This is a genomic window from Blastococcus jejuensis (genome assembly GCF_039534705.1).
Lineage (GTDB): Bacteria > Actinomycetota > Actinomycetes > Mycobacteriales > Geodermatophilaceae > Blastococcus_B > Blastococcus_B jejuensis.
In genome coordinates, this window is sequence record NZ_BAAAVV010000007.1 from 165,516 (window position 1) to 178,351 (window position 12,836).

The 12,836-nt window shown below is 72.7% G+C and carries 8 protein-coding genes; 2 read left to right on the forward strand and 6 right to left on the reverse strand.

Annotated features, from left to right (window positions below; translation table 11 throughout):
• The first annotated feature begins 54 nt into the window (after window positions 1–54).
• On the forward strand, window positions 55–2,601 hold the full coding sequence (gene glgB / locus ABD644_RS15740; protein ID WP_344689899.1) for a 1,4-alpha-glucan branching protein GlgB: 2,547 nt from the start codon (window positions 55–57) through the stop codon (window positions 2,599–2,601).
• A 138-nt stretch (window positions 2,602–2,739) separates the two neighbouring features.
• Window positions 2,740–4,131, forward strand: a complete 1,392-nt coding sequence (locus ABD644_RS15745) for a neutral zinc metallopeptidase (RefSeq protein ID WP_344689900.1) — start codon at window positions 2,740–2,742, stop codon at window positions 4,129–4,131.
• 36 nt (window positions 4,132–4,167) lie between these two features.
• On the opposite strand, the gene ABD644_RS15750 is transcribed toward ABD644_RS15745, so the two are convergent.
• The 6 genes from ABD644_RS15750 to ABD644_RS15775 form a co-directional block, all read right to left on the reverse strand.
• The gene (locus tag ABD644_RS15750; RefSeq protein WP_344689901.1) at window positions 4,168–5,136 is read right to left on the reverse strand and encodes a tetratricopeptide repeat protein; all 969 of its coding nucleotides are present in this window, start codon (window positions 5,134–5,136) and stop codon (window positions 4,168–4,170) included.
• Window positions 5,137–5,158: 22 nt separating this feature from the next.
• On the reverse strand, window positions 5,159–7,864 hold the full coding sequence (locus ABD644_RS15755; protein ID WP_344689902.1) for a penicillin acylase family protein: 2,706 nt from the start codon (window positions 7,862–7,864) through the stop codon (window positions 5,159–5,161).
• Between the two features lie 104 nt (window positions 7,865–7,968).
• Window positions 7,969–9,648, reverse strand: a complete 1,680-nt coding sequence (gene icmA / locus ABD644_RS15760) for a coenzyme B12-dependent isobutyryl-CoA mutase large subunit (RefSeq protein ID WP_344689903.1) — start codon at window positions 9,646–9,648, stop codon at window positions 7,969–7,971.
• A gap of 22 nt (window positions 9,649–9,670) precedes the next feature.
• A complete protein-coding gene (locus tag ABD644_RS15765; protein WP_344689904.1) occupies window positions 9,671–10,195 on the reverse strand; it encodes a MarR family winged helix-turn-helix transcriptional regulator in 525 nt (174 codons plus the stop codon).
• A gap of 94 nt (window positions 10,196–10,289) precedes the next feature.
• Complete coding sequence (locus tag ABD644_RS15770) at window positions 10,290–11,177, reverse strand: DUF559 domain-containing protein (RefSeq protein WP_344689905.1); 888 nt, start codon at window positions 11,175–11,177, stop codon at window positions 10,290–10,292.
• Between the two features lie 156 nt (window positions 11,178–11,333).
• The gene (locus tag ABD644_RS15775; RefSeq protein ID WP_344689906.1) at window positions 11,334–12,809 is read right to left on the reverse strand and encodes a phytoene desaturase family protein; all 1,476 of its coding nucleotides are present in this window, start codon (window positions 12,807–12,809) and stop codon (window positions 11,334–11,336) included.
• Window positions 12,810–12,836 lie beyond the last annotated feature (27 nt).

Consider the following 12,836-nt stretch of genomic DNA (forward strand, 5'->3'; position numbering starts at 1 on the left):
CCGACCGACCCGGTATCCGAGCAGGCACACGAGCACGCAGAGGACGGCGAGACGATGACCCCCGACGACAAGGAAGACCTGCAGCGAGCCGTGGAGCAGAAGGTCGAGGCGGCCGCCGCAGCGGCCGGCACCGAGCCGGTGGTCAACGCCGAGCCTCCCGCCAAGCGCACGCGCAAGGCAGCGGCCAAGAAGGCGCCGGCGGCGAAGAAGGCCGCCACCAAGGCCCCGGCGGCGAAGGCACCGGCCAAGCGGACACCCGCGAAGAAGGCCACACCCCAGCCCACGGCCACGCCCGAGCCCACGGTCACTCCCCAGCCCGTCGTCGCCCCCGCGCCGATCGCCGAACCCGGCGACGGCACCGGCGCACCCGTGAACGCCCCGTCCGGGCACTCGGCACCGTCGGAGACCGTCCGAGAGGCCAGCGGGGACGAGCTGCGCGCCGTCGTCGAGGGCTGGTCGCACGACCCGCACGCGGTCCTGGGCACCCACCGCACGGGCGAGGGCTGGGTCGTGCGCACGCTGCGGCCCGACGCCGTGAGCGTCGCCGTCGTCGACCAGGACGGCTCCCGGTACGAGGCGCGCCAGCTGCACGGCGGGGGCATCTACGAGGCGCACCTCCCCCAGCAGCCGGGTGACTACCGGATCGACGTCACCTACGGCGACGGCCAGGGCGGCACGACCAGCCACACCGTCGACGACCCCTACCGCTGGATGCCGACGCTCGGCGAGCTCGACCAGCACCTGATCGGCGAGGGCCGGCACGAGCGGCTGTGGGATGTGCTCGGCTCGCACGTCCGCCGGTACGACACCTCCCGCGGCACGGTAGAGGGCGTCTCGTTCGCGGTGTGGGCGCCGAATGCCCAGGGCGTGAAGGTCACCGGCGACTTCGACTACTGGGAGGCGCGCGCCTACCCGATGCGGTCCCTCGGGTCCTCGGGGGTGTGGGAGATCTTCATCCCCGGCGTCCAGGTCGGCAGCCGGTACCGCTACCACGTCCTCGGCCGCGACGGCTCGTGGCGGGAGAAGTCCGACCCGCTCGCGTTCGCGACCGAGGTGCCGCCGCTCAACGCCTCGGTGGTGACCGAGTCGGTGTACGAGTGGGCCGACGACGCCTGGCTGGCCGAGCGGGCCGAGGCCGGCTGGCACGAGCGGCCCATGAGCATCTACGAGGTGCACGCCGGCTCGTGGCGGCAGGGGCTGTCCTACCGCGAGATGGCCGACGAGCTCATCGACTACGTGGTGGCCGCCGGCTTCACCCACATCGAGTTCATGCCGCTGGCCGAGCACCCCTTCGGGGGATCGTGGGGATACCAGGTCACCTCCTACTACGCGCCGACGTCCCGCTTCGGCACGCCCGACGACCTGCGCTACCTCATCGACCGCGCCCACCAGGCCGGCATCGGCGTCATCGTCGACTGGGTGCCCGCCCACTTCCCCAAGGACGAGTGGGCGCTCGCCCGCTTCGACGGCACCCCGCTGTACGAGCACGCCGACCCGCGGCGCGGCGAGCAGCTGGACTGGGGCACGTACGTCTTCGACTTCGGCCGCTCCGAGGTGCGCAACTTCCTCGTGGCCAACGCCCTGTACTGGTGCAAGGAGTTCCACGTCGACGGGATCCGCGTCGACGCCGTGGCCTCGATGCTCTACCTGGACTACTCCCGTGACGAATGGGAGCCCAACATCCACGGCGGGCGGGAGAACCTGGAGGCGGTCGCCTTCCTGCAGGAGATGAACGCCACAGTGTACCGCGAGGTCCCCGGCGTGGTCACCATCGCCGAGGAGTCGACGGCCTGGCCGGGCGTCACCCGGCAGACGCACCTGGGCGGCCTGGGCTTCGGCTTCAAGTGGAACATGGGCTGGATGCACGACTCGCTGGGCTACATGCAGCGGGCGCCGGTCCACCGCAGCTACCACCACGGTCAGCTGACGTTCTCGATGATGTACGCCTACTCCGAGAACTACGTGCTGCCGATCAGCCACGACGAGGTCGTCTACGGCAAGGGCTCGCTGCTGCGGAAGATGCCGGGTGACCGGTGGCAACAGCTGGCCAACCTGCGGGCCTACCTGGCCTACATGTGGGCCCACCCCGGCAAGCAGCTGCTGTTCATGGGCGCGGAGTTCGGGCAGGACGCCGAGTGGGCCGAGAGCCGGTCGCTGGACTGGTGGCACCTCGAGGACCCGGCGCACCGCGGGATCCTGCAGCTGGTCACCGACCTCAACAACCGCTACCGGGAGCTCGACGCGCTCTGGTCGCTCGACGTGGACCCGGCCGGTTTCCAGTGGATCGACGCCAACGACGCCTCGGGCAACGTGCTGTCCTTCCTCCGGTACGGCAAGGCCGCCGGAGAGGGCATCGTGGGCTCGGCACTGGCCTGCGTCGTCAACTTCTCCGGCACCCCGCACCACGAGTACCGGATCGGCCTGCCCCGCGCAGGGCACTGGCGCGAGGTCCTCAACACCGACTTCGAGGGCTACGGCGGCTCCGGTGTGGGCAACCTCGGCGGGGTCGAGGCGGTGGAGGAGCCGTGGCACGGGCAGCCGTACTCGGCGACCGTGGCCGCCCCACCGCTCGGCACCGTCTGGTTCCTGCACGAGGGCTGACGGAAGGCCCGCGAGGGGCACGATCGGGCGGCACGGCGCGGCGGATCCTCCCGGAACTGGTTCGGACCAGGCATTCTGTCCCGGCTCCTGATCGTGCCGGTTCGTCCGGCCTTCCCGCAGACAAGGTGACGAGCCCCCATGAGGCAGGTCCTGCGCCGCACGCTGCCCACGCTCGCCGTGGGCATGCTGCTCGCCGGTTGTTCCACCACGGTCGTCGGCACGGCATCGCCCGGCCCGGGCGAGCCGGTCGACGTCTCCGCTGAAGAGTTCCCCATCACGGGGGTCAGCGACAGCGAGATCGACCAGTTCGCCCGCAACGCCCTCGCCGACCTCGACACGTTCTGGACACAGGCGTACCCCGACTTCTTCGGCGAGGAGTACCAGCCACTCCAGGGCGGCTACTTTTCCGTCGACTCGAACAACATCGATTCCTCGGCCTACCCGCAGACGGGCATCGGCTGCGCGGGCGACCCGATCCCGCCGGACGCCGTCGCCGGCAACGCCTTCTTCTACGGCGGGTGCGACCTGATCGCCTACGACCGGGCGCTGATCGAGGAGCTCTCGACCGACTACGGCCGCTTCCTCGGCCCGGTCGTCATGGCGCACGAGATCGGCCACGCCATCCAGTTCCGCTTCGACGGGCTGGACGCCGCGCAGATCATCGTCGAGACGCAGGCCGACTGCCTCGCCGGCGCCTGGACGCGGTGGGTGGCCGACGGGAACGCCGAGCACGTGTCCATCCGCGTGCCGGAGCTCGACGACGTCATCCGCGGGTTCCTGCTGCTGCGCGACCCGGTCGGCAGCGACCCGAACGACGACTCGGCGCACGGCTCGTACTTCGACCGCGTCTCCGGCTTCTACGCCGGCTTCGACGGCGGCGTGGCCTCGTGCCGCGACAGCTTCGGCGACGACCGCCTGTTCACCGCGGAGTCCTTCGACCCCGAGGAGTACGACAACGAGGGCAACGCGCCCTACGCGGACATCGTCGACTGGATCACCCAGACGCTGCCGGCGTTCTACGACTCGTTCTTCCCGGCCGCCTTCGGCTCGGAGTTCCAGGCCCCGACGGTTCAGGCCTTCGACACGACCGCGCCGCAGTGCGGTGACATGGGCAACGAGGACCGCGACCTAGGTTACTGCCAGTCGGACTCGACGGTGTACTACGACGAGACCGAACTGGCCGAGCCGGCCTACGACATCGGCGACTTCGCCGTCGGGACGGCGATCTCGCTGCCCTACGCGCTCGCCGCCCGCGACCAGGCCGGGCTCTCGGACGACGACGGGGCCGCCACCCGGTCCGCCGTCTGCCTGAGCGGCTGGTACACGGCGCAGTGGTACAACGGCGCGTTCCAGGACACGCTCGAGGTGGTGCTGAGCCCCGGTGACGTCGACGAGGCCGTCATCTTCCTGCTCCAGTACGGCATCGACCCGAAGGTGTTCCCGAACGTCGACGCGTCGGGCTTCGAGCTGGTGGGTCAGTTCCGCAACGGGTTCCTGCAGGGCGGCAGCGCCTGCGACATCGGGGTCTGAACCGGGAGGGGGCCGCGGCGCGCGGCCCCCTCCCGATCAGTACAGCGCGGTGGCGAGCTTGCGCCGGGCGGCGCTGACACGCGGATCGGCGTCGCCGACGATCGAGAACAGCTCCACGAGGTGGGTGCGCGCCCGGTCGCGGTCCTCCCCCGCCGTGCGCTGGACGACGTCGAGCAGCCGGTCGAACGCCGCCTCGATGTTGCCGGTGCCGAGCAGGAAGTCGGCGGCCCGGGTCTGCGCCGCGACGTCGTCGGGCGCCACGTCGGCGGCGGCGAGCGCGTCGGGCCCCGCCTCCTCGGCCCGCCGGAAGAGCTGCACCTGCTTGAGCGCGAGCCCGGCCTCGGGGTGGTCGGGCTCGGCGTCGAGGATCGCCTGGTAGGCGGCCTCCGCGGCCGCCAGGTCGCCCCGCTCGAGCGCAGCCTCGGCCTCGTCCAGTCGCGGGTCCTCCGCCACGGCCGGCTCGTCGCCGGCCCCCGCGGGCACCGCGCCACCGGTCGTGGCGTTGACCAGCTCGGTGACGAACTGCCGCGCCTGCTCCTCCGGGATGGCGCCGGTGAACTCGGCCACGAGCTGGCCCTGCCAGACGGCCTTGACCGCCGGGATCCCCTGCACCCGCAGGCCCTGGGCCAGCGCCGGGTTGGCGTCGACGTCGACCTTGGCGAGCACCCACGAGCCGCCGCCCTCGGCGGCCAGCCGCTCCAGCACCGGTGAGAGCTGCTTGCACGGCCCGCACCACTCGGCCCACAGGTCGAGCACGACCGGCACCTGGAAGGACCGGTCGAGCACCTCAGCCTGGAACGTCGCCTCACTGACGTCGACGACCGCCGCTCCCGGCGCGCCCACCGGGGCAGAGGCGTCGGGCGGCGGGGCGGACTGGGCGCGCTGCGCGGCCTCGGACCGCGCCTTCACGGCGGCGAGGTCGACGGCGCCGGCCATGGCAGCGGCCATCTGGGCCTGCTGCGCCTGCGCCCGCGGATCGGGACGTGCGGGACGAGTGGGCTGCATGGGACCGATCATCCCACTTCGCTCATGAGCGCCCGTCCGTGAAGGCCACCACCTGCTGGAACGTCGGGCGGTTCTGCCAGTCGATGGCGCGCACGCCGACCACGCCGGCCGTCGTCGCCCGGATGTCGTCGATGTGCTTGTCGTAGGTCAGCTCCGACACCGACGCGACGCCCTGCTCGGCGAGCACCCGGTCGACGGCGGCCTGCAGGGACGTGCGCAGGTCGGCCTGGCAGGCCGCGAGGTCGCCGCCGCCGCAGTAGGCCTGCGACCAGGCGCCCGGGTCGGTGCCACGCACGCGGTCGAGGTCCTTGACCACGTAGCCGTACCAGGCGACGCCGTTCCACGCCGAACCCAGGCCCTGGCGCGGGTGGTCGTCGAGCCGCTGCGGGATCTCGGCGACCAGGTCTCCCAGCGTGCCGCGCAGCAGGTCCTGGGCGACGGGCTCCCACCACGCGTCGAACAGCGCGATGGCCGCCTGCTCCTCGTACGCGCCGTCCCGGTCCTGGTCGAGCCGGTGAGCGCCGCGGTCGGCCCAGCCGCGCAGCAGCGTGGTGGCCTCGGCGAGCGCGGGGTCGTCCCCGATCACCTCCAGCAGCGACGGCAGGGTGTAGAAGGCGCGCGAGTCGACGGTGGCGGCGTCCTGGACGGCGACCACGAGGTCCGTCGTCGTCACCCCGCCGCGGTCGGCGAGCACCGCGAGCCGGTCGGAGAGCGCCTCGCTGCGGTGCACCGGCCCGTAGCCCCACTGGTCGTCGGCGGCGCCGAACTCCGGGGCCTGCTTGTTGTTCCACGACACCAGGTAGCCCGAGGGCGGGTTGACCTGCTGCGGGTGGTCCTCGACCGCCAGCCAGCCCTGCCAGTCGTAGGCGGCGTCACCCCACCGCGGCAGGTGCGGGTCGACCCCGGCCGGGCGCAGCGGCAGGCGGCCCGAGGAGTAGTAGGCGATGTCGGTGTCGTCGACGTAGAACCAGTTGAACGTGTAGTCGATGGCGGCCGTGGCGTCGCGGAACCCGTCTGCGTCGCTGACGAAGTCCGGGTTGCCCAGGCGCTCGAAGCCGAGCGCGGAGTCGAGCTCCCGGCCGTAGGTGCTGCGCTGGGTGACGATCGCCACCGGCGCGCCGTCCACGGTGGTGCGCAGCTGGACGATGCCGTGTCCGGTGCGCAGCACCAGGAAGCTGTACTGCTGCGGGAGACCGGGCGTCGCGGCGGTCGGCGTCGCGAGTTCCTCGTGCACGTCGCGGTCCATGGGCACGCACTCGTCACCGACGAGGTAGCCCTCGGACTCGACGGTGGCCTCCCCGCCGCCGGGCTCGCAGAGCCGCTCCACGACGGTGTCGACCAGGTCGCTGCCGGCACTGGTCGCCGACCAGGCGTAGTCGACCCCGCGCCCGAGCTGGACGACGAGGCTGGTGCCGGCGAAGGAGACCCCGCGGGCCCGGATGCCCGGGGCGACGACGGCCTGCTCGGTGAGCAGCTGCGGCGCGAAGTAGCCGGTCTGCGGGCCGAACACCACCCGCGGGTGACCGTCCTCGGTGCGGTCGCCGGCCACCAGCGCCGCGTTGCTCATCATGTCGGGCACCGCACCGAGGTCGATGGGGCCGTACGGGCCGTCGACCACCATCGGCCGCTCACCGAGGCCCCCCTGCAACGCGGCGTCGGTCGGCGAGGGGATGCCCCCGGAGCCCGCGTCCGCGCCGGTCCCGGGTGCCGTCGGGCCGTCCAGGTCGGGCAGCGCGACGCCGGGCAGCGTGGGGTCGACCGGGCCGCCACCGTAGGGCGCCGGGGTGCTGGCAGTCGTCGGCGCCTGCGGGTCGTCGGCGAGCCGGAGGTCGTCGAAGACCCGCCGGGCCTCCTCCGGACCGAACTGGGCCTCGAGCTGCTGCAGCAGCCGGGCGTTCTCGAACTCGGCGCCGCCGCCCTTGCCGAAGATGCCGCCGACGAGCGAGGCGACGTAGACGACGTCGGCCCGGTCCCACGGCTCCGGGGCGCGGCCCAGCGCGGCGTACTCGACGGGGCAGTCGGGCCCGACGACGAGGCCGGGGCACATCTCCTCCTGCGCGGCGTTGATGCCGGCCAGGTAGGCGTCCAGCGCCGCGACCAGGCGCACGCCCTCCTCGCCGAACCGCTCGGCCGCCTGCTCGATCTGCGCCGCGGCCTCCTCCTCGGTGTAGTACGCCGCCCGCAGCTGCTCCTGGTCCATGGCCACGTTGGCCTCGGAGGGGCCGAGGAACTCCGCCGCCCGGGCCGCGCCGACGTGCCGGAGCAGGTCCATCAGGAACATGCGGTCCTTCGTGCCGGCGTAGCCCGAGCCGAACGCGGCGTCCTCGCGGGTGGCGCCCTCGATGTAGGGCACGCCGAAGTCGTCCCAGCGGATCGTCACGCCGTCCTTGGGCCGGTCGACGGTGACCGCGTCGGCGTCGCTCAGCGTCAGCGGCGCGTCCTTGTAGTAGCTGCTGAGGTCACCCTCGGTGAGCGCGCCGAGGTCGGCGTGGTTGAGGGCGTCGTACATCTCGAGCTGATCGTCGAAGTTCTCCGGGGGGCTCCCCGCCTGCGCGGCCGCGGCCTCGGCGACGTTGATCGAGCCCGACTGCCCCGGCGGCAGGATGTTGAGGACGCCGCCGTAGTCGCCGTACTCCCCCGCGCTCCCGTCAGGGCTGGCGCCCGCGGGCGCCGCCAGGCCGGCGATGACGACCGCGCTCGTGAGCAGGACAGGAACGGATCGGCGCACGACAGACCTCCACCGGAGCAGGGAGCTTTGTCGTGGGAACGACGAAGTTACTGACGAGTTACGTGCGCGGGGTCACACCGTCCGGACGTCCTCGTTCCGGGTCGTCAGAAGCGGGCGGGCTCGGTGTAGCTGCCCCACTCGGCGCGCAGCGCGTCGCAGATCTCGCCCAGCGTGGCCTCGGCCCGGACCGCGTCGAGCATCGCCGGGACCATGTTCTGCTCGGTGCGGCCGACCTCGACCATCCGTTGCACGGCAGCGCGGGCGGCCTCGTCGTCCCGGGCGTTCCGGCGCTCGGCGAGCTCCGCCTTCTGGTCGAGCTCGACCTGGTGGCTGACCCGGAGGATGTCGAGCTTGTCGTGGGCCTCGACCGAGCCGGTGAGGGTGTTGACCCCGACGACCTTCTTGTCGCCCTTCTCGAGCGCGCGCTGGTAGACGAATGCGGCCTCGGCGATCTCGCCGGTGAACCACCCGTCCTCGATACCGCGCAGGATGCCGCTGGTCATGCTCCCGTCGGTGCCCATGTCCTTGATGCGGGCGAAGATCTCCTCGGCCTGGCGCTCGATGTCGTCGGTGAGCGCCTCGACGTACCAGGAGCCGCCGAGCGGGTCGGCGACGTTGGCGACCCCGGTCTCCTCGGCGATGACCTGCTGGGTGCGCAGGGCGATCTGGGCGGCCTTGGCGCTGGGCAGCGCGAGCACCTCGTCGAGGGCGTTGGTGTGCAGGGACTGGGTGCCGCCGAGGATGGCCGCGAGGGCCTCGACCGCCGTCCGGACGATGTTGTTGTCCGGCTGCTGGGCGGTGAGGCTGACGCCCGCGGTCTGGGTGTGGAACCGCAACTGCTGGGCCTTCTCGGTCTGCGCGCCGTACACGTCGCGCAGCCAGCGGGCCCAGATCCGGCGGGCGGCCCGGAACTTGGCGATCTCCTCGAAGAAGTCCAGGTGGGAGTCGAAGAAGAACGACAGGCCGGGGGCGAACTGCTCGATGTCCAGGCCGCGGGAGAGCCCGAGCTCCACGTACGCGAACCCGTCGGCCAGGGTGAAGGCGAGCTCCTGCGCGGCCGTCGAGCCGGCCTCGCGGATGTGGTACCCGGAGACGCTGATCGGCTTGTACGCGGGGATGTGCTCGGCGCAGTACTCCATGAGGTCGCCGATCAGGCGCAGGTGCGGCTCGGGAGCGAACAGCCACTCCTTCTGCGCGATGTACTCCTTGAAGATGTCGGTCTGCAGGGTGCCGTTGAGCGTGCCGACGTCGACGCCCTGGCGCTCGGCGGCGACCAGGTACATGCAGAACACCGGGACGGCGGGGCCGCTGATCGTCATCGACGTCGTCGTGCCGCCCAGGTCGATGCCGTCGAAGAGCACGTCCATGTCGGCGGCGGAGTCGATCGCGACGCCGCAGTGGCCGACCTCGCCGAGGCTGCGTGGGTCGTCGGAGTCACGACCCATGAGGGTGGGCATGTCGAAGGCGACAGACAGGCCGCCACCACCCTCGGCGAGGATCATCTTGTAGCGCTCGTTGGTCTGCTGGGCGTTGCCGAAGCCGGCGAACTGCCGGATGGTCCACAGCCGGCCGCGGTAGCCGCTGGCGTGCAGGCCCCGGGTGAACGGGAACTCGCCCGGGTAGCCGATCCGCTCGAAGCCCTCGACCGCGTCCTCGTCGGCCGGGCCGTAGACGGGCTGGACCTCGACGCCCGAGAGCGTCGTGTAGTCGACGTCGCGCACCTTGCCGGCGGCCAGCGCCGCATCGAACCGCTGCTGCCACCGCTGCCGTGCGTCGTCACCCATGGCCAGATAGTAGGACGTCCAACTATCTGGCGTCGACCTCCACGCCGGCCACGTCCCCCGCGCCGAGCCGCACCCGCTTGAGGACGTCGAACAACTGGCCCCGCTCCGCCTCCGGCAGGTCACCCAGGCCGAAGTCGAGATCGGTCAGCGCCAGAGTCGCGGTCTCCACGACGGCGCGCCCGTCGGCGGTGATCGCGGCCAGGACGCCACGACCGTCGGCCGGATTCGGCCGGCGGGCGACGTAGCCGGCCGTGGCCAGCCGGTCGATCGCATTGGTGACGCTGGTCGGGTGGACCATCAGCCGGCTGCCGATCACCTTCAGCGGGAGCTCACCGGTGCGGCTGAACGTGAGCAGCACGAGCACCTCGTAGCGGGCGAACGTCAGCCCGAGCGGCTTGAGCACCTCGTCGAAGCGCGCCAGCAGGATCTGCTGGACCCGGAAGACCGAGGTCGCCGCGCGCATCGCCGAGGCGGGGCCGAAGCGCTGTTCCCAGGTCTCCGCGGCCCTCTCGATCGGGTCGAAGGGCAGCCCCAGCGGTCGCACCATGCGCGAAACGCTACCGGGACGCCCGACACCCGTTCGGCGGTGCGCCACCACCGAGATGCGCACGAGCGCGGTCATGGGTGCCCCAGAACCGCGCTCATGCGTATCGCGGCGCGCGCAGGGCCGCAGCGATGCGGGCGATCACGGCAACTGGGTGGCGGAGATCGGCCGCGGTCACGAAGATCACCGTCCAACCGGCCGCGGTCAGCCGGTTCAGCCGCCGACGGTCCTTCCCGACCTGCTGCACCTCGCCGTGCCAGACGCCGTCGTACTCGACCGCCACCTTCTGCTCGGGCCAGCCGAAATCGACCGCGGCGAGGAACTGTCGGCCGTCACGGACCTCGTACTGGGCGACCGGACGGGGCAGCGACGACCGGTGCAGCAGCAAACGCAGCCGGGTCTCCTGCGGCGACCCCGCCAGCCCGTCCGCACGCTCGACCGCCCGGCGGATCGAGCGGCAGTCCGGCCCGGTGATCGCCGCGGCCGCCGCGCGCAGCTGGTGGAGGGTGAGCAGGCGCGAGCGCAGGAACTGGTCGACAGCGACCACTGCCTCGTCGGGCGGCTGGATGCGGGCGAGGTCCAGCGCCGTCCGCAACGGAGAGGTGACCAGCACGCCGTTCCGCCGCACCACGTCCTCCTCCGGCAGGCGACGGCGGGTCACCTGGACGCCACGCACCGCCCCGGCTCGCCTGTCCGCGGCCAGCGTGCACTCGACCGCGTCGTCGGAACCGGCCAGGTCGACGCCCCACAGCACCGCGGCGCTCCGCCCACTGAGCACCGCACCCGGGAGCAGCAGTGCCCCCACGGCTCGCGCCCGCCGCAGGTGGGTGACCGGCAACGACGAGCAGGCGTACACGTCGGGGAACAGCCGCCGCCAGGCCGAACTGCGCAGCTGCGCCGGGGTGAGCCGGCCCAGCGCGACTTGCTGAGATCCACGGAAGACCTTGCCACGCAGCTGCGTCGGCCGGGTGGGAAGTCGAGTCACCCCGGCACTGTGCCGCCACCGGCCGGGGCGCGCGGGCGCTGTCCACAGGCTGCCGCGACCCGGCTTCAGCCCCGGATCGCGCCTCGATGCGCACCCCTGCGGTTCTGCGGCCTCCAGAACCGCAGGCTTGCGCATATCGGCGATCCCGCGGCCTGCTCAGCCCAGGGCCGGCTTGAGCGGCGGGGCCTCCCGGACGCCGAACACGTCGCGCAGCGCCACCCGCGCGGCGTTGTCGCCGCACTGGCCGTGCACCGCGGGCCCCGGCGGGGTCGCCGCCGAGGCGAGGTACACCCCGCGGGCCGGCGTCCGGTACGTGTTCCAGCGGGGCACCGGCCGCGCGAGCATCTGCCGGAAGGACGCCTCCCCGTTGGAGATGTCGCCGCCGACGTGGTTGGGGTTCCACTGCTCCATCTGCACGGCGTTCTTCGTCACCCGCTCGACGACGGTGTCGCGGAAGCCCGGCGCGAACCGCTCGACCTGGTTCTCGATCGCCTCGGTCATGTCGGCGTCGGAGCCGTGCGGGACGTGCACGTACGCCCAGAAGACGTGCCCGCCCTCGGGCGCCCGCGTGGGGTCGGCGACGGTCGGCTGGACGGCGAGGACGTAGGGCTTGTCGGTGAGCCGGCCCGCCGCCGGGGCGGCCTCCCCGGCGAGGGTCTCCTCGAGCGTGCCGGCCAGGTGGAGGGTGCCGGCGCGGCGGACGTCGGAGTTCGTCCAGGGCACCGGTTCGGAGAGCACCCAGTCGATCTTGAACACCCCGGGGCCGTGCTTGTAGCGCGCCACCCAGCGGCGGTAGCCCTCGTTGACCCGGTCGCCGGCCATCGCCACGAACGCGCGGGGCGTCGTGTCGAGCAGGACCGCCGGCACGCCGTCGAACTCCCGCAGGTCGGTCACCTCGTGGCCGGTGACCAGCTCGCCGCCCTGTTCCTCCAGCGCCCGCACCATCGCGTCGGCCAGCGCCTGCGAGCCGCCCTCCACCAGCGGCCAGCCCACGTGGTGGGCGAGCATGCCGAGGATCATCCCGAGGCCGGCCGTGAGCGGCCGGGACAGGTCGAGCATCCCGTGCGCGGCGGCACCGGCGAGCAGCGCCTGCCCCTCCTGGGTGTCGAAGTACCGGCGGGCCAGCCAGCGCACGTTCGGCAGCGCATTGAGCGCGAACTGGGTCACCTGGAGGACGCTCTTCGTCGGCGGCCGGCGCAACTGCGACGTGAGGAAGAAGTCGATGACGTCGTCCCCGTGCTCGACCAGCGGCTCGAACAACCGCCGGTAGGCGGCCGCGTCGGGGCCGAGGCCCGCGGCGGTCGCCTCCAGCGAGCGCTGGGAGACCGCCGCGCGGCCGCCGTCGAGCGGGTGGGCGTAGCAGATCTCGGGCTGCACGAGCCGCACGCCGCGGCTGGGCAGGTCGAACTCGCGGAAGAACGGCGCGGCCGCGGCCATCGGCTGCACGGTCGAGCAGACGTCGTGGCGGTAGCCGGGCCGGGTCAGCTCCTCGGTCCGCATGCCGCCGCCGGGCCGGTCCGCGCGCTCGACCACCTGGACCCGCAGCCCGGCGGCCGACAGCCGCAGGGCGGCCGCCAGCCCGTTCGGGCCCGATCCGACGACGACCGCGTCCGGCTTGCCGTTCAGTGCCACAGCCCGCTCACCCGCCCATCCTCGCCG

Bases quoted from the DNA above. Each gene is read 5' to 3' on its own strand.
- ABD644_RS15745 (WP_344689900.1), top strand. From the start codon at position 2,740: ATGAGGCAGGTCCTGCGCCGCACGCTGCCCACGCTCGCCGTGGGCATG.
- icmA (WP_344689903.1), bottom strand. From the start codon at position 9,648: ATGGGTGACGACGCACGGCAGCGGTGGCAGCAGCGGTTCGATGCGGCG.
- ABD644_RS15765 (WP_344689904.1), bottom strand. From the start codon at position 10,195: ATGGTGCGACCGCTGGGGCTGCCCTTCGACCCGATCGAGAGGGCCGCG.
- ABD644_RS15750 (WP_344689901.1), bottom strand. From the start codon at position 5,136: ATGCAGCCCACTCGTCCCGCACGTCCCGATCCGCGGGCGCAGGCGCAG.
- glgB (WP_344689899.1), top strand. From the start codon at position 55: ATGACCCCCGACGACAAGGAAGACCTGCAGCGAGCCGTGGAGCAGAAG.